15 protein-coding genes and 1 pseudogene are annotated in these 19,536 nt (G+C 50.4%); 8 read left to right on the forward strand and 8 right to left on the reverse strand.

Annotated features, from left to right (window positions below; genetic code table 11):
* Positions 1–22: 22 nt before the first annotated feature.
* Positions 23–3,205 carry a bifunctional diguanylate cyclase/phosphodiesterase gene (locus KNP68_RS09430; protein ID WP_214799448.1) on the reverse strand — a complete coding sequence of 1,061 codons (3,183 nt, stop codon included), beginning with the start codon at positions 3,203–3,205 and terminating at the stop codon, positions 23–25.
* Between the two features lie 153 nt (positions 3,206–3,358).
* On the opposite strand from KNP68_RS09430, the gene KNP68_RS09435 reads away from it, so the two are divergent.
* Positions 3,359–3,670: a hypothetical protein gene (locus KNP68_RS09435; protein ID WP_214799450.1), complete on the forward strand. Its 312-nt coding sequence runs from the start codon at positions 3,359–3,361 to the stop codon at positions 3,668–3,670.
* Between the two features lie 43 nt (positions 3,671–3,713).
* Here the strand turns inward: KNP68_RS09435 and KNP68_RS09440 are convergent, their stop codons facing one another.
* Positions 3,714–4,706 (reverse strand): LLM class flavin-dependent oxidoreductase, encoded by a 993-nt coding sequence (locus KNP68_RS09440; protein WP_214799452.1) that lies wholly within the window; start codon positions 4,704–4,706, stop codon positions 3,714–3,716.
* A gap of 166 nt (positions 4,707–4,872) precedes the next feature.
* Here KNP68_RS09440 and KNP68_RS09445 point away from each other — a divergent pair.
* Positions 4,873–5,610 (forward strand): annotated as a pseudogene (locus KNP68_RS09445) (YjiH family protein); the annotation flags it as partial.
* A gap of 72 nt (positions 5,611–5,682) precedes the next feature.
* Positions 5,683–6,342 carry a C39 family peptidase gene (locus KNP68_RS09450; protein ID WP_214799454.1) on the forward strand — a complete coding sequence of 220 codons (660 nt, stop codon included), beginning with the start codon at positions 5,683–5,685 and terminating at the stop codon, positions 6,340–6,342.
* Here the strand turns inward: KNP68_RS09450 and KNP68_RS09455 are convergent.
* Entirely contained in the window at positions 6,330–7,139 is an 810-nt protein-coding gene (locus KNP68_RS09455) for a hypothetical protein (RefSeq protein WP_214799455.1), read from the reverse strand. The genes KNP68_RS09450 and KNP68_RS09455 overlap by 13 nt on opposite strands.
* Before the next feature lie 95 nt (positions 7,140–7,234).
* Here KNP68_RS09455 and rluF point away from each other — a divergent pair, with 95 nt between their 5' ends.
* Positions 7,235–7,945: a 23S rRNA pseudouridine(2604) synthase RluF gene (gene rluF / locus KNP68_RS09460; RefSeq protein ID WP_214799457.1), complete on the forward strand. Its 711-nt coding sequence runs from the start codon at positions 7,235–7,237 to the stop codon at positions 7,943–7,945.
* Between the two features lie 28 nt (positions 7,946–7,973).
* Here the strand turns inward: rluF and KNP68_RS09465 are convergent, their stop codons facing one another.
* A complete protein-coding gene (locus KNP68_RS09465; protein WP_214799459.1) occupies positions 7,974–8,393 on the reverse strand; it encodes a hypothetical protein in 420 nt (139 codons plus the stop codon).
* A 115-nt stretch (positions 8,394–8,508) separates the two neighbouring features.
* Here KNP68_RS09465 and KNP68_RS09470 point away from each other — a divergent pair, with 115 nt between their 5' ends.
* Entirely contained in the window at positions 8,509–8,724 is a 216-nt protein-coding gene (locus KNP68_RS09470; protein WP_214799461.1) for a hypothetical protein, read from the forward strand.
* 160 nt (positions 8,725–8,884) lie between these two features.
* Here the strand turns inward: KNP68_RS09470 and KNP68_RS09475 are convergent, their stop codons facing one another.
* Together KNP68_RS09475 and KNP68_RS09480 are read right to left on the reverse strand one after the other, a co-directional pair.
* Complete coding sequence (locus KNP68_RS09475) at positions 8,885–11,509, reverse strand: S8 family peptidase (protein ID WP_214799463.1); 2,625 nt, start codon at positions 11,507–11,509, stop codon at positions 8,885–8,887.
* A gap of 220 nt (positions 11,510–11,729) precedes the next feature.
* Positions 11,730–12,479 (reverse strand): SDR family NAD(P)-dependent oxidoreductase, encoded by a 750-nt coding sequence (locus tag KNP68_RS09480; protein ID WP_214708272.1) that lies wholly within the window; start codon positions 12,477–12,479, stop codon positions 11,730–11,732.
* A gap of 122 nt (positions 12,480–12,601) precedes the next feature.
* Between KNP68_RS09480 and KNP68_RS09485 the strand changes: the two genes are divergently transcribed.
* Positions 12,602–13,228, forward strand: coding sequence for a TetR/AcrR family transcriptional regulator (locus tag KNP68_RS09485; protein ID WP_214799465.1), 627 nt, complete (start codon positions 12,602–12,604; stop codon positions 13,226–13,228).
* Positions 13,229–13,254: 26 nt separating this feature from the next.
* On the opposite strand, the gene gloA2 is transcribed toward KNP68_RS09485, so the two are convergent.
* Positions 13,255–13,635, reverse strand: a complete 381-nt coding sequence (gene gloA2, locus KNP68_RS09490; protein WP_214708268.1) for an SMU1112c/YaeR family gloxylase I-like metalloprotein — start codon at positions 13,633–13,635, stop codon at positions 13,255–13,257.
* A gap of 279 nt (positions 13,636–13,914) precedes the next feature.
* Here gloA2 and htpG point away from each other — a divergent pair, with 279 nt between their 5' ends.
* Together htpG and KNP68_RS09500 are read left to right on the forward strand one after the other, a co-directional pair.
* Positions 13,915–15,780, forward strand: a complete 1,866-nt coding sequence (htpG, locus tag KNP68_RS09495) for a molecular chaperone HtpG (RefSeq protein ID WP_214799467.1) — start codon at positions 13,915–13,917, stop codon at positions 15,778–15,780.
* Positions 15,781–15,908: 128 nt separating this feature from the next.
* Positions 15,909–17,699 carry a DUF262 domain-containing protein gene (locus KNP68_RS09500; protein WP_214799469.1) on the forward strand — a complete coding sequence of 597 codons (1,791 nt, stop codon included), beginning with the start codon at positions 15,909–15,911 and terminating at the stop codon, positions 17,697–17,699.
* A 298-nt stretch (positions 17,700–17,997) separates the two neighbouring features.
* Here KNP68_RS09500 and KNP68_RS09505 read toward each other — a convergent pair.
* A protein-coding gene (locus KNP68_RS09505) for an IS3 family transposase (protein ID WP_214756773.1) occupies positions 17,998–19,325 on the reverse strand; the annotation gives its coding sequence in 2 pieces (ribosomal slippage) (positions 17,998–18,956 and positions 18,956–19,325; 1,329 coding nt in all).
* Between the last annotated feature and the right edge of the window lie 211 nt (positions 19,326–19,536).

The raw sequence follows: 19,536 nt of genomic DNA on the forward strand, positions 1-19,536 counted from the left end.
TAATACTTTAAATGCCTCCGTATCAATTTTCTTGATGTGAGTCGTACACGTAATAGCCATCTCCCCCGCATTTTTTGGCGACATACATCGCCGCATCCGAGTGATGGATCATCGCATCGAGCGAAGCGTGGTCTTGTGAGCAAGCGACGCCGATACTGGCCGACAACCGCAAGGACAAGCCATCTCCGACGTTCATTTCCTGGGAAATGAGGCGATTCAACTCGTCAAAACGGTCTGTGGCAATCCCTTCTTGCTCGGCATCGATGACGATTAAAAACTCGTCGCCTGCGAAGCGATACGCCTTCCCGTCATGCATTTGACTGAACGAGCGAATGCGTCGTGCCGTCTCGATGAGCACTTCGTCCCCAATCAGATGACCGTAGGAATCGTTCACTTGTTTGAAGTCATCCAAATCGATGAACAACAGCACGACCGATTGCTTCCGGTTCATCTTTTGTCGCAAGTCGGTCATGAACGAGTGACGGTTCGCCAGTTTCGTCAGACTGTCTTGCGTGATGAGTTCGATGACTTCTTGATGCTTCCGCTCGCGCCGAATCTCGTTCTCCATCCACCGGGTCACGAGCAAAACCGTATCCGTCATCTCGTTGATTGTCGCGGTGTCGACCACGTCGTTCAAGCTGCCCTGTTCAGCCAAGAACACGACCCAGCCGAACGTCTTGCCATCATTGGACAACGGCAGACTGATCATCGAGCTAAACTCGATTCCATCGATCACAAGTTCGGCACGACCTAATTTTTGGTGCCCGATTGTCGTCAAAGCATGAAGTTGTTGCAGGGCATCACTCGTCCAGTCGAGCTTGCCTTCCCCGTCCTCGGATAAGACGCGATGTTTCGACTCCGTCGAGAAGACGACGGCATGGGAATAGCCGATCCAGCCGCGGAGCACCGTCTGAATCCGTTTTAGTTTATTGCCGAACGGTTCATGAAGTGCCGTCACCTCATAAAGTGACTCGAGCGTCTGTTGACGTTGGGCCTGGGCCCGTGTCTGTTCCGTCAATTCGATTTCAGCCATGACCCAACGCGCGAAATCTTCAAGCGACTGCAACGCTGCCTCGTCAAACGTGCGAGCTCGTTCGTCCGTCACACAAAGCGTGCCGATGACATGTCCGCTTCGCGTCGTGAGCGGAACACCGGCATAAAAACCGAGGTTTTCAAGCAACGGATTGTTTGTCCCGGCCTCAGACGTCTGCACATCCTCGATGACAACCGACGATTGGCCAGTCACGACTCGATCACACAGCGTCCATTCCCGGTCCACGTGTGGGCTCTCAAGCAAGGGACCCGCACAGGACTTGAACCATTGTTGGTCTGTCGTCAAAATCGAGATGAGCGCGACCGGCATGTTCAGCGTGCGCGCGACAAGTCGCGTAATCCGATCATAGCGCTCCTCTCGCGGAGTGTTTAAAATCTCAAGGCGCAGAATCGTCTTCAATCGCTCAGCTTCTTGTTCATCAAGTACCGTCGACGGAGAAGTCGTGGCCAACTCGAGTTGCCGTAGCGCCGCATGTTGATAGACGAGCGCATCGAGTGCCTGTTGGAGCTCATTCAGCGGGAGCGGACGACTGAAGAAATACCCCTGAATCTCATCACACCCGAGCTGTTCCATCACCCGATACTGTGCTTCCGTCTCGACCCCCTCGGCCGTGACCTCTAAATTCAATTTTTTAGCGAGTGAGACAATCAATTTGACGATTTCATATTCTTTCAGGCCGTTGTCTTTATCTAATTGACTGATGAATGAGCGGTCGATTTTAATGCCGTCAATCTCAAACATCTTCAAGTAATTGAGGGAAGAGTAGCTGACGCCGAAGTCGTCAATCAACACGCGAAAGCCTTTCGTTTTCAAATAGTCGACCGTCTGAATGCCAAGGAGCGGTTCTTGCATAAGCGTATGTTCCGTGATCTCAAACTCGAACTGTTCTGGTCTCAACCCGTATGTCGCGAGCACCTGTAATAACTGTTTGATATAGTCTTGCCGAAACAACACCGGGGATACGTTGACCGCGACACGTCGCCCTGCAAACAGGTCCGGTTGCTCGATCATGTCACGACAGACGCGGTCAAAAACGAACCCGGTAATGTCTTCAATCAAGAGCGACGTTTCGGCAATCTTAATAAACGTTTCCGGTGAGACGTTACCGAGCGCCGCACTATGCCACCGCACGAGCGCCTCAAAATGAACCATCCCGTCCTGACAGCCAACTTTCGGTTGATAGACGACGCTCAGTTCATCTGCTTTCAGTCCCTTGATGAGTTCCATCTCAATCGTCATCTCATCGATATAATGTTGGACATAATCGTCCTTTTCGTACACTTTGATAATTTGCTTGCCCGCTTGTCTCGCTTCGAGGAGCGCCGTTGACGCATTCATGATGACCCGGTCGGCGTCCTCGCTCCCCGCGCTGATTCCGAGACAACCGGATAAAGCGAACTCGGTCTCGGCCACTTGGTACGTGTATGCCGCGATAGCGGCAAGCAATCGTTCCCCATGTATCGTCGCTGTCTCGATTGAGGTGTGGGGCAGCACAGCGATAAAATCTTCACCGTCTACGCGTCCGATAATCGATCCTTTCGGCAACAGGTCCGATAAGTGCCGCGTCATCTCTTTAATCAGGCGATGGGACTGTTCCACACCTTGAAGAGATAAGATGATTTTAAAGCGATTGATGTGCAAGCGCATGACACTCGTCGCTTCCGCGGCCTCTTGTTGCACGAACAGTTTCTCAAGTTCGAGCTTCACTTTCATCAAGTTTGGCATCCCGGTCAAATAATCGATGTTCTCGATGCTACTCAATAGCTTCATTTCTGCCTCTTCCGACAAATCGGTCGTCAGCCCTAATACATAGCGCACGTTACCCGCCTCATCTTCAAGCGGCATGAGAACCGAGGAAGCAAAACGGGCGGTATTGGTCTCGATATTCATTTGTGACATGAAATAGACCGGTGCGTGCGTCGCGACGACTTCGTCATAATGCACGATTAACTCGTTGGCGACATCGACCGCATACATATCATGTAAATACAAGCCACTCACATCGTCCGGGAGCGAGGACGCCAGTTTCCCCTGTTCACTGACGCGTGCGTAACGATATCCCTCAGGCATCACTTCCATCAAAAACACCATCCGGTATAAGTGAACGAACACATCAAACAAATAGTGCGGGTCGATCTTCATCTGCTGCATACTGTACCTCCAGGCAATCTCCGTTTCTTCTAGTTTAGTGGTTTTAGCCGGTCTTGTTCACGAAACCGTTTAAAAAAAGGGAAAGATATTTTCAATGAGCCGGCCATAACCGGGTATAGATAAGTAAAAGTCGCAAAAGCGAGGTGAACCATCATGCTTAGTCGAAACGTCACTCCACAGACACGACCAGGGAAATGGTCGGTCGTCTTGTTGCTTGCAGTGTTCTTGCTCTTACTCGTGTCTGCCCTCATCGTCCAATCCGCTCAACCGTTCAACTTCGACACGTTATTCGACAACACGTGGGCAGCCGTCGTCTCGATGTTGGCCATCGCCGCCGCACTCGGTGCGTTCGTCGTGGGGCTGTATACCATCTTACGCAATCACGAACGCTCGGCCGCTGTCTTCGTTACCGTCTCCCTCGGTGGGCTTGTCGCTTTGTTCGTACTCATGCAACTGTTCCTCTAATCAAAAACTGCACCGGTCCCCGTTAGGACCGGTGCAGTGTTCGTCATAGAAGTTCTTTGGCGAGCAACCGATAGACGTTCAAGCGGCTCTCTTGTGTATGCTGGATGCTGCAAATCATCGCCTCGTCAAATCCATAATGGGCCGATTCTTCCTGCAGTTGCGTCGCAATCTGCTTCGGTGTCCCGACGAGATGGATTTTCCGGTTGTTGGCGATTTGAATCTTGTCGATTTCGGTGAGCGGATAGTCGTGTGCTGCCTCCGGACTCATCAATTGGCGGAGCTGGCCTTTCATCAAGAACAGGCGCGATAGATCGGATGGACGTGCCAAATACTCGGCCTCTTCTTCCGTCTCGGCCGTCGTGACGAGATACGTGACGCTGATGTCCGGCTTCTCCATGAAAGCGGACGGGGTGAAGTGCTGACGATACGCGTCGAGCGCAGCGACACTCAGTTCCCCATTGAAGAATTGGGCGAACGAGTAGCCGAGCCCCATCCGTCCTGCTTGGATGGCGCTGTTCCCACTCGACCCGAGGAGCCACGCCTCAGGCAACGTCACACCAGTCGGGGCGGCCGGCGTATTTTTATACCACCGTTCCTCTGGCGTCTCATCATTGATGAGTTGGAGTGTCGTCCCGAGCTTTTCATACAGGCCGTCCATCATCGGTTTTTGGCCTTGTGACATCGCGTAGATGGCGTTGGCGTCCCCGCCCGGTGCCCGGCCGACCCCGAAATCGATGCGTCCCGGCGCGAGCGCACTGAGCGTCTTGAACACCTCGGCCATTTTAAGCGGGGAATAGTGCATCATCATGATTCCACCTGACCCGAGACGAATCCGTTCTGTTTTCGCCGCAATGTAAGCCGCGACGACTTCCGGGGCCGAGCTGGCGAACGACATGCCACCGTGGTGTTCGGCCATCCACATCCGGTAATAGCCGAGCTCTTCTGCCAGTTGGGCCAGTTCGACCGCACTTTGTAACGCATGTTCTGACGTATGTCCGGATGTCACCGGCGCTTGATCCAATACACTTAATCTCATCTGTATCGCTCCGTTCCTAAAGTATATATGGTGAATATCTCGATTTTGTAAGACTCGCCGTCATCATACTAAAGTGAGCCGGAGAATACGAATAGTTCGCTCTTGATAACGCTCTCTTTTTTCAGAAAATTACAACGAGTTATTGCCTGCTCGACGTTCCCTTCTCTATAATGAACGAGAAGCCTCGATTATCGCCTCGACGTTCTCTGTCGTCTCGATCACGTTCACGATTGTCATCTTGTCGTACATGGAGCTCGACGCCTACTTCCCGCATTATTACGGAACTATCATCCTATCCGGCATCGTCGCCGCGCTCATCATGCCGCGCATCTATCCGTTGTCTCGCAAGCCTGACACGGCGTATGAGAAGACGGAGTTGAAACCGGAAGAACCGGTGCCGGCGAACGTCCCGATGCGCGTCTGGGCACTGCGTCAAGCGTTGCTCAAATCAAAATCGAGTAAAGGCGCCGGCGCCACGTTCAAGGACGGGTTCCAAAACGTGCTCGACATGTGGCTCGGCATTTTGCCGGTCGTCATGGCCGTCGGAACGATTGCGCTCGTCATCGCCGAACACACGTCGTTGTTCACGATTCTCGGCAAACCGTTCGAACCGATTCTCATGCTGTTGCAAGTGCCAGAAGCAGAGGCCGCGGCCCAAACGATGGTCGTCGGATTCGCCGATATGTTCTTACCAGCCGTGCTCGGCAGCGGCATCGAGAGTGAGTTGACGCGATTCGTCATCGCCTGTGTGTCCGTCACCCAGCTCATCTTCATGTCTGAGGTCGGTGGATTGTTGCTCGGCTCAAAATTGCCAATCTCGTTCTTCGATCTCGTTCTCATCTTCTTGTTGCGGACGATCATCACGTTACCGATTATCGTCGGGATCGCCCATCTCATCTTTTGACGACGACACGCCCGTTCTCTCATTCCAGAGGACGGGCGTTGTTTGTATAATAAAGAAAAAGGGAGGTGCGTCATGGACGAACATTACGCCGGACAGCTCGAAGTAGCGAAGAAAGGCTACGCTGGAATCATCGACCCTGAGGCCTACGTGAACGACCGCTATCATGGCCATTGGACGATCAAAACCGAGAAGCGCATCAGCAGGGTTCCAGTGTTGCTTCAAAAAGCGTTCAACGGCGGCAAGAACAATTGTACGCTCACCTCGATGACGGCCATTTTCCGCTATTACCATGACCTTGGCTATGAGCGCATCCCAGAGGACGTAATCGAGATTCAACGAGACGCTCGTGAGATTGCGCTCGCCCATCAGTTCAAAGACGAGAAAGGCACACCGCCGACTCGAATCAGTACAATCGTCACGAAACTATGGGCCCATTACGGCTACAAAGGGCACAGCAGCTCACGTTATCTATGGAAATGGTCGACGTTCGAGCGCGAACTCGCGGCCGACCGCCCTTTCATCTTGAATATGGCGAACGGGTTCTATAAAAATCACTCCGTGACCGGAATCGGGTACATCATCTTCCGCAAACCCGGCTTTCCCGACGTCATCTTGCTCGAGGTGCTTGATAATCGGGTACGTGACGTCCGTTATATCGACTTCAACGAGTTCAACTTTTGGGGCAGCATCACGCGCGTCCATCCGCCAAAGCTTGACGTTCAGGCAAAATAACGACGAGCGCTCGTCTCGATGGCTGCCCCGATTCGAATCAGATGGTCTCGCTTCGCGTACGAACCGTGATGGAGTCCGAATACGTCTCGACCGTTCCCGAGACCGACGAACACTTCGGACGGTTTGAAATGCAGTCCGACCATCGGGACACCGAGCGTCGTATGATAACCGAGCTCGAACCGGGCACTCGGATACGCCTCGATCCGTTCACTGTAAGTGAATCCTTCAAACGACGCGCAGTTGTCTCGCCCAAGGACAATCAGACGCGACGGAGTCACATAACGGATCGTCCGTTGCAGCAAATCGAGTGACGTCGGTTGCTCCATCCATTGTCGTCCCGTCCGCAACCGGCCCATCTGACGCCACGTCGCATATTTGAAGAAGTCGACATGGAGCGCGGACCCGTCGTAGAACGAGCGTCCCATGCCCTCAAGCAACGCTTCCAGTTTCGCCCCACCCCGCTTGCCGAACCAACTCGTCGTCGCTCGTCCGGCCTCAAAATAGGCCGCGGCGTGTTCAAGCGTCGCTTCGTGCGCCCTTTCGTCTTGAAGATAGGCATCGAGTGATTGGTCACGCCAATAGAATTTTTGCGACTCCTCCCTTCTGACGGTACCGTCCCGTTCGAAAAACTCGCCGCGCGACGGGTTCGTCCCGATGGTGAGCCATTGCTCCTCCGTCGGTCGCCCGTACCATAGAACCGGGGACGCCCCATCAATCAGCTCTGCCTGAAACGACGACGTCATGAGCGCTTGTTGAAATCGTATCGCGTCTTGCAATAGCAAACGTGCCTGCTCCATCGTGCCACATCCTCTCTACTCGGTCGTTTCCCGCTTTCAGGCACCTCTAAAATGCGTTATAGTGAGAGGACGAAGCCAAAAAAGGACGTGGATCTATGCGTATCAACAAATTTATCAGTGAATCCGGCAAGGCGTCCCGCCGCCAAGCCGACCGCCTCATCGAAGAAGGACGGGTAACCATCAACGGGAAGAAAGCGAAAATCGGCGACCAAGTGAACCAAGGAGACGAAGTGCTCGTCAACGGTTCGGCCGCCCGTGTCGCACGAAACAACGTCTATATCGCCGTCCATAAACCGGTCGGCATCACGAGCACGACCGAGAAGAAGGTTAAAGGCAACTTGGTCGACCTCGTCAACCACCCGCTTCGCATCTTCAATATCGGCCGTCTCGATAAAGACTCGGAAGGACTCATCTTGATGACGAACGACGGTGATATCGTCAACGAGATCCTTCGCGCAGAGGGTGAGCACGAGAAAGAATACATCGTCTCGGTCGATAAGCCGATCACCCCGGAGTTCGTCGAACAGATGGAAGCCGGCGTGAAAATCCTCGGGCAGAAGACGTTGCCGTGTAAAGTCCACCAACTGTCGAAGTTCGATTTCAACATCACGCTTACGCAAGGACTCAACCGCCAAATCCGTCGCATGTGTGAGGCGCTCGGCTACGAGGTATACCGTCTTCAGCGCGTACGTGTCATGAACATCACGCTCGGCAAGCTCCCGCCCGGACAATGGCGCGACCTGTCGAAGAAAGAGCGCGAGCAGTTGTTCCGCGAATTGAATTACGAACCGAAAGAATGGTATTGAAAAGCAGCCTGAGACGTCTCAGGCTGCTTTATTCTTGTCGGAGCGAGTCGACATGGTCGGTCTCACGACGGATGAAACGTTTGAGTTGAGCGCTCAGATCATCGAGCTGCCCCATCGTCGTCTCGAACGAAAAGGCCGCCTGCATATCCCCGCCATCGCCTTTCATTTGTTCGACCACGGCGTTGACTTGCACGGTCCCTCTCGCATTCGCCAGTTCGAACGTCAAGGAGACGTGGACGAGCGGAACATCGAGTCTCCACGTCTGGGGCGACTTCCCGTTTCGTGCATTGAACGCGGATAACGTAGAGACGAGCGCTTCGATATCGGATGCGGTGACATACTCGTCCACCGTGACCTCGCACCATTTTGCTTTTAACGTCAATGCCACATTCATCTCGAGCGCATCCTCCCAAACGCGTCTCATCTTGAACTGTTCGACCATAGCCATCCCTCACTCTCTCATTTCGACTATATCATGTCGTTTCAACGAAATCCGTCGACATTTCGCCAAAACGGGAATAGTCCTATACAGATGATTTCGTAATGAAAAGAGGTGAATCGTCATGAATGGCGCCTTGTTCCCACGCACCTCGGTCGGCAAGTGGTCGATTATCCTCATCGGCTTGTTCCTCGCCATGTACGTGCCGTTCCTCCTGCTCGATAACTTCGATACGACCTTCCACTCGACGCTTTGGAGCGACAACGCCGCGAACATGCTACGGCTCAGCTACATGACCACATTCTTCGTCCTTGGGCTCGGAGCGTTCGTGACCGGATGATGGGCCATCTTGAAACAAAAAGAGTACGCCGTGCTCGTCTTCTTCGCGGCCGTTCTCGGCTCCGGACTGTTCGTTTTATTGGTCATGGAGCTCCTCGGTATCCTCGAGTAGAAGGCAAAACAAGGAGTTCGCCGCAGCGAACTCCTTGTTTCATGTGTCTTTATTTGACGACGACGTGTTTCATCTGACTCGCGCGACCTTTCGCGTCCTCGATGTGGATCGAGAGGCGCTCCCCTTTTTTAAGGGTGCGTGTCTTCGTGACGAACGTTCCCGTGAGGCCGGTCGTCCCTTTTCCGATGACGCGGCGCTTCGCGTCTCGGACGATGACCGTCATTCCCGCATCCGCGCGACCCGATACTTGCTTCGCGTTCGCACGTGGTGTCGAGACGGTCGGTTGTTTCGCACGGGCACCTTTCACAACGAGAAGGCGTTCGCTCGAGACGAGCTTCCCGTTGCTATAGACGACCCGGAGAACCGTGCCTGCTTTTTGAGCTCCGATATTCAATGCGACACGAGCTTGTTTCGATGTTCCGGTCGCGAGACGTTTCTCGCCGTTATACACCGTCACTGTCGTCCCGCTCTGCACGCTAGCAGCAAACACCGTCGAATTGTCACGGACGACGCCTGGTTTGGCGTAGAGACGTAGCATCGAAGCTGCATGGTGCACGTTGACCTTGCCATAGCCGCTGATGTAGTCATAGTTGAACGGAAGTTCTTCTTCCGAGTCTTCCATGAAATAATCGAGGCCGTCTTCATAGCTCATTCCACCTGTCGCATCCCCGCCAGAGAAAGCAAGCGGCTCTGCCGTACGATGGAGCAACTGACGAATCTCTTCGACTTTGAGTGCCGGACGTGTCGATAGCAGTAATCCAACGACAGCCGAGACGTGTGGCGTCGCCATACTCGTTCCGTCCATATAGACGACGTTACCGTTCGGGACGAGGCTCGCGACTTTCGTGCCCGGTGCCACGACATCGACCCCATAGCCATAGTTCGAGTAATCCGAGACGATGCCGAACGTGTTCGTCGCACCTACCGAGATCGTATACTTCGATGAAGCTGGGTACGACAGGCTTGAATCGCCATCATTCCCCGTTGCCGCCACGACGACGACACCGCGGTCATAGGCGTACTTCAACATGTAGCCGATCGTCCGGCTCTCGCTGCCGCCAAGGCTCATGTTGATGACTTTCGCACCGGCATCGACAGCATATTTGATTCCGAGCGCGATTTGTTCCGTATCCCCAGAACCGCTCGCGTCGAGCACTTTGACCGGGAGAATCGAAACAGCAGGCATCATCCCGCGCATCGATGTCCCGTTATTTTGAATCGCACCGATGACGCCGGCCACGTGTGTCCCGTGTCCGTGATCGTCAAGCGCGCTGCCTTCCCCGTTCGGGTCGACAAAGTTCTTCTCGTTGGCGATGTCGACCCGTCCTTTGAAATCAAGGAGGCGATAATCGACACCCGTATCGAGGACGGCGACTTTCACCGAACGGACAGGTAATTTGAGGGCCTCATACGCATCGAGTCCGATTCCAGCTTCCTGGAACGGCTGCAACACCGATTTCGAGTTGAGTGACCATTGGTAGTCGTAACTCGTGTCGGCCATGAACGCTTGATACGTCTGGACTGGCTCGATGAACTCGACGTTCGTGTCACGCTCGAGCGTCGTCTTGGCCGTCGCCTGCGTTTTCGTGCTCGCCGACTCGACATCGACGACCGCGAAGTGGTCACCTGGGCGACCGAGATCGATCTGTTCTGCCGAGACGTTCGACAATGCGTTCATCTTCCCGATCGACTTGCTCGGTGACGACTTGTATTTGACGATATAACGCGGGGCATCATCAATTTCAATCGATACTCCGAATTTGACCATCACATCTTGAAGCGGTGTCCCGGCAAGTGTACCTGTGCCGAGTGTGGCTGCTACTTTGTTTACTTCTTCCTGTAACGCGGTCGGGACGTTTGTCGTCACGAAGGCCTGCAAGCTCTTGATGGCAGCCTCATCTGCTTTCGTGAGCGTGTACGCCTTGCGGTCGACGAGCGCGTTCATGAGTGGCTGCAGCGCCTTCAAATCATTGTACGCTTGTTGACGTTTCGCTCCGTCTTTCACAATCGCTTTGATCAAGTACGGAGACGTGCGATAGTACAAGGCGGCCAAATCGTTCCCGGCCTCAGACTGCGACAACACTTCCGTCTGAATGCGACGGATGAGCTTCAACATCGAGTCGCGCTCCGGTGTCGGATTCAGAATCGACTCGACGGCACACATGCCGGCCTCAGTCTCGATGTTCTCATATTTGACCGGCAATTTGACCGGGTTGTAGACGAGCTTGATGTCAGACGCAGCGGCCTCCTCCGCGTCTTCTGTCATTGGAAGGTACTCCACTTTGATGTAGTACGGGCCTTCCCATGCATACGGGAGACGAAGCGTCGCCGCCTGTTGTTCTTCCTCTTGTGTCGCGCTCGAACGATATTGCTCGAACGTCTCATCTTTCGCTGCCATGTCGGCGCTCGGATAGACCGAGATGTTTGCGAGTTTTGTTGACTCGAACTGGATTTCCATATGTGTCATCGATGACGGGGCACCCCGCTCCATCTTGAACCAATATGTATTCGTTGCGTCCGTCCCGGTCTCAAACGCGACCTCCACTCCCGGGCTGAGCGTCTTCGCATCTTGCATGCCTGCTCCTGCGTCTGCACTTGCTCGTGGTGGGATTAATGCCAAGACGAGCATGAGCACCGTGACGAATGATAATACTTGTTTCCATGTTGCTTTCATCTGTTTTCCTCATTTCTACATGTCCATAGCTACGACCGACGGATCCGTCAATTCATGTATACGAGATAATGGCTTGAAGGTTCCAACAATTAACTCCAAAAAATCACTTCATTTCATTATTTTAGGAAACGCTCAATTTGTCTATCTCTAATATGGTTTTTTCGAAAAATAATATGAAAAAGGCCAGAGGGATTCCTCTGACCTGGACAAATGATTTTTCTTATTTGGCCGTGACACCACCGTCGACGGGTAGTTCGATTCCGGTGATGTGGTTCGCCTCGTCCGATGCAAGGAACAAGACAGCCGCAGCCACTTCCCCCGCCTGACCGAGATTCGGCAAAGCGATTTGATTCAGGAAATGCTGTTTATAGTCCGGGTGCTCCATGTGCGGCGCGCTCATCGGCGTCACGATATAGCCCGGATGGACCGAGTTGACGCGAATATTGTGCTTCCCGTAATCGACGGCCGCAGCCTTCGTAAGTGAGCGAACGGCCCCTTTTGAAGCCGTATAGGCACCTGCCCCGGCCATACCGGTGAGCGCCGAGATTGACGAGATGTTGACGATTGAACCGCCGCCATTTTGCTCCATGAGCGGGATGGCATACTGCGTCCCGAGCATGACGCCATCGATATTGATTCGATACGTCCGTGACCAGTCGTCCTCGGTCTGTTCCAAGAACGGTTTTGCAAGCGCGATGCCCGCATTGTTGACGAGAATATCGAGCTTCCCGCACACCGATTGCACTTCATCATAAATTCTTTCCCAATCACTGCGCGAAGTGACGTCGTGCTGAAGCGCGAGCGCCTCTCCTCCGTTCGCCCGGATCGTTTCGACGACACGTGTCACCGCGTCAACATTGATGTCTGTCGCGACGACGGTCGCTCCTTCGCGTGCGAACAGTCTGGCCGTCTCCTCACCCATACCACTGCCTGCCCCCGTAATGACCGCTACTTTCCCCGTTAACCGCATGATTCCAGCTCCAGTCTTAAATTATGATAGTCTAACTATCACAATAGTAGTCGATGCACATTCGATTCTCAACGAAACTGCTTCAAAGCGTTATAATGACAAGAGAACAAAGAGGTGATGATATGAGTAAACGTCAACAAAACAAAGAAGAACGGTTAAATCGGATCATCAGTCAGGCTGAAATCCTGTTTCTAAAAGACGGGTTCGAGCGCGTCCAAATGCAGGACATCGCTGACGCCGCCGAAATCGGGGTCGCGACACTGTTTCGCTATTTCCCGAAAAAAGATCAATTGATTGTCGCCGCGGCTGTCCGTAACTTGGCACCGACGCTCGACGCGTTCAAGGAATTGACGAGCCGGACGGGAGATGCGTACTCGCGACTCGAGGCGATCATTGACTACTTGCTCGACCAACAAATGAAACGGACGAGTCACTCTCGCTTCCGTGAGGCGTTCGAGAGTTATGCCTCGTTCGTCGTAAGTCCCCTTCCCGGAATCGATAACTACATCGGACTACAGCGCGAGATCATGGAGACGCTCGAACCGCTCATTGAGCATGGGAAGACGGACGGCTCGCTTCGAGGCGACATCGATGTGAAAACGACCGTCGTCACCATCATCAACGCGTTCGGGACGTTCGGCAACAATATCATTTTGAAGTCTCACATCAGTTATTTAGAGGACGATATCGAGCCATTGATCCAACAACGGGTGTTGCGAGAGATGCTCTTGTCGTATGTGCGCTCATAACAAAAGCCCCTTCGCGTGAAGGGGCTTTATTCATGTAGCTCGAGTGGCAGACCGTCTGGGTCGAAGAAGAACGTCATCTTCTCGCCCGTGAACGTGTCATGCCGAATCGGTTCCGTCGTGACACCGTGCGTATTCAGTTCAGCGACGACCGACTCGATGTCGTCGACTTTAAAGGCGAGATGACGGAGCCCACACGCCTCCGGGAAGCTCGGCCGTTTCGGACTGTCCGGTTTGATGAACAGCTCGAGCTCGTACGCGCCGAGCCGCAGGTCGATCTTGTGATCGCCCTTGTCCGGACGATGATGCTCGCGGATGACGTCGAAACCGAGGATATCGATGTAGAACCGTTTCGCCTCGTCATAATTTGAGGCGATAATCGCCACGTGATGGATGGTATGCAGTTGCATCATAATCCCCCATATACAAAAAAATGAGCACCTCTCACTAGAGGTGCTCTCGAAAAGTCTACCGCGTCGAACCACGCTCCACAACGTGCTCCCGAAGGAATGTCCGCCGTCTTACATAGACCAGCTCATCGCATGTACTCAACTATAGGTGAATCTGAGCCCCGCGTCAACGTTTTGTTTGAATCGGGTTGACATCTTCCTAAAAATTAGGATAATCAATAGTGTTAGCACTCTTATCATCAGAGTGCCAAAATCGAACAAATAAAAAGGAGAACGATCATGACAAAGAAACAGTTTCAAGCCGAATCGAAACGAATTTTAGAGTTGATGGTCCACTCAATCTATACGCATAAGGACATCTTCCTCCGTGAGCTCATCTCGAACGCGAGTGACGCCATCGACAAAATGTATTACCGGGCCTTGTCGGATGAGGCAATCGACTTCAACAAGGACGACTACTTCATTAAAGTCGAGCTCGACAAAGACGCCCGCACAATCACCATCCGTGACACCGGAATCGGGATGACGGCCGATGAGCTCGAATCGAACCTCGGGATCATCGCCAAGAGCGGCTCGCTCGCGATGAAGCAGGCGACGAAGATGGAAGAAGACCACAGCCTCATCGGCCAATTCGGTGTCGGCTTCTACTCGGCGTTCATGGTGGCAGACCGTGTGACGGTCCGCACCCGCTCGGTCGACAGTGAACAAGGCTATTTGTGGGAGTCGGAAGGCACAGACGGTTACACGATCGAGCCGACAGATAAGACCGACATCGGGACTGAGATCACGTTGCACGTGAAAGCTGACACGGACGACGAGACGTACTCATCGTTCCTCGAAGAGTACGAGATCCGTTCGCTCATCAAGAAGCATTCGGACTTCATCCGCTATCCGATTAAGCTCGACGTGACGAAGCACCGTCAAAAAGAAGACTCGGACGAGTACGAGGATTACGTCGAAGAAGAGACGGTCAACAGCATGGTGCCGATTTGGCGCAAACGGAAGAGCGAGCTTTCGGAGGAGGACTACAAGGCGTTCTATCACGAGAAACGCTACGGCTTCGATGAGCCGCTCAAACACCTTCACTTGAACGTCGACGGCTCGATCCGGTATCAGTCGATTCTCTACATCCCATCGACGGTCCCGTTCGACTATTACACGAAAGAGTTCGAGAAAGGGCTCGAGCTGTACTCGAACGGTGTCTTGATCATGGAGAAGTCGCCTGACCTGCTCCCGGACTATTTCGGTTTCGTCAAAGGGATGGTCGACTCGGAAGACCTGTCGCTCAACATTTCCCGGGAGATGCTGCAACAGGACCGCCAACTCCGCGTCATCGCCAAGAACGTGAAGTCGAAAATCAAAGGCATGCTCGAGAAGATGCTCCAAAACGAGCGCGAGGATTACGAGACGTTCTTCGAGTCGTTCGGCCGTCAAATCAAGTTCGGCGTCTACGACCAGTTCGGCGCTGCCAAGGACGAGTTGAAAGACTTGCTCCTGTTCCACTCGTCGAACGAGAACAAGCTCGTCACGCTCAAAGAATACGTCGAGCGCATGAAAGACGATCAAAAGTACATCTATTACGCGACGGGTGAATCGATTCATCGGATCGACCTCCTCCCACAGGCGGAACGCTTGAAAGAGGAAGGGTTCGAGATTCTCTACTTCACAGAAGAAATCGACGAGTTCGCCATCAAGATGCTTCAGTCGTATGATGACAAAGAGTTCAAGTCGATCGCGAGCGGGGACCTCGGGCTCGATGACGAGGCGGCTAATTCGCTCAACGAGGACAACAAGGACTTGTTCGCTTTCATGAAACAAGAACTGGGCGACCGTGTTAAAGAAGTGCGCGCATCGACACGCCTCAAGTCACATCCGGTCTGCTTGACGGTCGCCGGCGACGTCTCGATCGAGATGGAGAAGATTTTGAACACGATGCCGAACGGCGGCGGCATGAAAGCGGAAAAAGTGCTTGAAGTGAACGCCGATCACGCTATCTTCCAGACGTTACAGCGCATCTATAAGGAAGATGAAGCGAAAGCGAAACAGTATACCGATTTGCTCTATCAGCAAGCGCTCCTTATCGAAGGGCTACCGATTGAAGACCCGGTCGCCTATTCGAATGCGGTGTGCGCGTTGATGGCGTAGTGAGAAAAGATAATAACTTTTAAGGGAGTAATGATTTTGTTACTCCCTTTTTCAAGTAATTAATTTGTAGATCTAGTAAACTAAAATAATTAAGATAAATATATCTTCATTTCTTAGGAGGTTTAGCAATGAAATACAAAACTGATAGAATGCTCTTTAAAGAATTGGAGGGATCTGTGGAATTACCTTCTTTTCAAAGAAGGTTGGTATGGTCACAGAAAGAAAAAAAAGCATTCATTGAAACATTACATAAAGGATATCCGTTCGGAGCAATTTTAATATATAAATACGAAGATAGAGAGAAAAATTCTCTTATCGATGGTCTTCAAAGGTACACTACTATGAAAGACTTTAAAGAAAATCCAGGAAAATATATTGATTTCTCAATTGAAGTCAATGACACTCTTAAAATATTTGGTATCGATAATATCCCATTAAAAACTCTTAAAGAAATGCAAAAAGAAATTTATTCTACAATTCAAAACTTGGTAGAAAGTGATCAAATAGCTGAAAGTAATTCTTTATACTCAGTGCTACAAGAAAATCCTCTGATTTCAGATTCAATAAGTGATAGTACTATTATTCCTTTAGGTAAGCTACAAGACAAAATTCGCAAAAAACTATCTGATTATTTAGATGTTTCAAAAATTGAAATTCCAACAATAACTTTTTTAGGCAATGAAAATGAATTAGCATCCGTGTTTGAAAATTTGAATAGGGGCGGTAAGAAACTTTCAAAATATCAAGTTTTCGCAGCACAATGGAGTAGTTCAGAAGTAAAACTTTCAGATGAACTCTTAAATCAAAAATTGTTAGAATTAAATATTGAACGATATAATCATTTAACTTCTGAACGTGAAATTGAAATCACTAACTTTAATGAAAAAGACCTCAGAGAAAGTATGCAAATCAACTTTTCAGAATTTTGTTATGCTTTTGGTAAACTTATTATTGAAAAAATGCCAGTGTTTTGGAATGATCCATCTGAAGATTTAATTAATGAAATAGGCTATTCTTCTTTGGCTATTTCTTTAGGTATTGAAAATAAAAATTTAAGTCACATTATTGATTACAAAGAAATATACACCCCTGAATTTATCGAAGAATATATCAATAAAGTTCTTTCTATTTATTCTGACATAAACAATCGCTTTCAAAAGCCGCTAAAAATGCCTGGAAATAAAAAAACTGTCTATCAAAGTAAAAACGCTACTAATTTCCAACTATTGTCTTTTTTTGGTTCTTTGTGGATTACTAAGTACAAAATAAATACAACAAATAGAAAAATTGAAACTTTACCTAAATATAAAAATGAGTATGATAGTATTTTAAAAAATATTCTTGGTTACTACATTTACGATATTGTAACTTCTCGATGGTCTGGGAGTGGGGACAGCAAACTAGATGAAATCGTAATTAAAAAATCAAAACGGTATTCTATCCCTCTCGAAAAAGATACATTAGAAACAGCTTTGCTTTCGTGGATTGATGAAAAAAACTCAAAATACAATGTTTTGTTTGATAACGCTACAAAATCTATTTGTACGATCATTTTTTCTTTTGACTCTGATAAACTCACGGATAATAATTATGACTTTGAACATATAATTCCGAGAGCATTTTTAAACAAAATCGATAAGTCAAAAGTCGTATCGGGTGGATCTTTAGGTAATATAATGTTGCTAGGTTCAAAATATAATCGATCTAAACAAGAGTTAAGTCTTTACGAAGTTTTGAAAGAGGGACAAACTTTAGAAAAAAAATTTTTGGATTTTCACCTATATCCGTCTGAGAATAAATTAAACGAAATAAAAAAAGAAATACTTCAAGGAAACAAAGAGTATAATATTCTACAACGGATGATTGTTACTAGAAGTAAAGAATTGATAAACATTCTAATTACAAAACTGTACCAATAAAAATTAAAGTCACTATTCTGATTAAAATAAATCTCATAAATAAACTCTTAGTTGCGATATCCAAACTTTAAAGTATTCATTAGTCCGCAGATTCCTAGACCAATAATTGTATATTTCTTTAGAATACACTTCTAGCGCTCGACCAAAGTTAGAGCTGTGATTTGGTCCGATCACTATTTTTAGATGTCGCCTCTACCTTGCTTATACCTATTAAATTTAGATTATATAAAAAGACCACCTGGCCCAAATCTGAACTGAGCCCCGTAAAATGGACAGTTTAATAAAAAACCCACGTTTTCTATGCTGCGATCAGATGGCCCCGATATTGCTCCGGGGTCATCTTTTTTAGGTTCCATTGACCGCGTTCGCAGTTGTAATAGCTTATGTAGTCCCCGACCATCTCTCGGACTTCATCGACTGACCCGCACGAACGGTTGGTGACATAGTCCTTCAAATGACCGAAGAACGATTCGATCGGTGCGTTGTCGAGACAGTTGCCCCGACGTGACATGGACTGGATCAGTCCGAGGTCGCCAACGAGTTGCTGGTAGTCCGGATGGGTGTAGTGAAAGCCTTGATCCGAATGGATCATCGCCTCGGGATGCAGGTTCCCTTGGAGGTGATTTTCAAGTTTTTCCATCGTCTGAAAGACGAGGTCCATGTGAAGGCTTGTGGACAGCTTGTGCGCCACGATCTCGCGTGTGGCCACGTCCTTGACGCATGACAGATAGACGTTCTCGCCGGAGGCGATCGGGAGATAGGTGATGTCGGTCACGAATACCTTTCCGGGCTCGCTCTGTCGAAACTGACGGTTCAACAGATTCGGCACGACGCGATGCTCGTGCGTCGCCTTAGAGAGCTTCCGATAAGGATTCATCTTCCGGATTTTGGTGACGATGTTATACTTGCGCATCAGTCGGAGAATACGCTTATGGTTGATCCGGACGCCGAGGGTAGCGAGCACCTCCATGTACAGCCCCCGATAACCGATTTTGCCTTTATGGCTGTCATGGATTTTCTTGAGGAGTGTCGCATCTAGGTAATCACGCTCTTCCCGGAGGGACTCCGCCTCGGCACGGTTCAACCAGGCGTAATAGCCACTGCGGCTCACTCCGGCGATCTCACATAGTGGGCGGACGAGATTCTTCAGCTGTGCGATGCGGATGACGGTGTTGATGGCCTGATATTTCTCTGCTGGTGTCAGTTCGTATGTTTCGCCTGCCCTTCTAACTTCTCTAGCTTTTTTAAGAGCTCGTTCTCTGCCGTCAGGTATTTGATTCGTGCCTCTGCCTTCGCCAACCGTTTCTCCATGGACTCGTCTGTTTTCGGGCGTCCGCCTCCCGTAGCCTTTCCACGTTTATCGTTCCGGAGACCCTCTTCTCCGTCTTTCCGGAACGTTTGGCGCCAGCGATTCAACGAGGACTGCGCTTTTCGTTTCCCGATCACCGTCAGGTCGAATCCGGCCTCCGTGAAGATTTGTTGAGGTCCCTTTCCCTCCATATTCTCACGTACGGCCTTGACCTTGAACTCGGCGGTGTACTGGATCGAGCGTTCTGATACCGAAGCGACGTTCGGATTTTCTTCGAGCTGGTTGATTTGAGTCATATTGAAGGTGATTTTACTCATGGTTGTTTCTCCCGTCTGAATGAATAGGTTCATTATAGCGATTCGTATCCACACGAAAAACCCCGAATGATACACTTTTTTTCAAGTGTCTATCATTCGGGGTTCAGTTCAATCTATCACGCCTGTGTAATGCAAAATAGGAGTGCAGAAGTGTGCAACGGAAACGTACACAACTCTGCACTCCTATTTTAGAAAAGAAAAAGGACTTGCC

Source organism: Exiguobacterium sp. s50 (assembly GCF_018618175.1).
GTDB classification, from domain to species: Bacteria; Bacillota; Bacilli; order Exiguobacteriales; family Exiguobacteriaceae; genus Exiguobacterium; species Exiguobacterium chiriqhucha.